Genomic DNA, 356 nt, shown 5'->3' with positions numbered 1-356 from the left:
ATTTTTCAAGTTGTTTCTTTCTACTAGTTGCGTGTTTTGATTTTGAAGCTTGAGCAGAGAATGTTGCGATAAATTGTTGTAACTCTTTTCTTTTTTGTTCATCTTTTTTATTTTGATTTCTTAATAGTTCTTGCATTAATTGATGTGATTCATACCAGTAGTTATAGTTTCCAACAAATAGTTTAATCTTACCATAATCTATATCTGCAAAATGAGTACATACGTTGTTTAAAAAGTGTATATCATGAGATACTATTAAAACAGTAGTAGTTTCTAATTCCATAATAAAATTTTCTAGCCAATTGACTGCTTTTAAATCGAGTCCATTAGTAGGTTCATCTAAAAGAAGGATATCA

At 27.8% G+C, this 356-nt stretch carries 1 pseudogene; it reads right to left on the bottom strand.

What is annotated here, in order from left to right:
* Positions 1-356, bottom strand: a pseudogene (locus AYC60_RS04120) (ABC transporter ATP-binding protein); the annotation flags it as partial.

The organism is Streptobacillus felis (assembly GCF_001559775.1).
GTDB classification, from domain to species: domain Bacteria; phylum Fusobacteriota; class Fusobacteriia; order Fusobacteriales; family Leptotrichiaceae; genus Streptobacillus; species Streptobacillus felis.
This window is presented reverse-complemented; position numbering and strand designations above follow the sequence as displayed.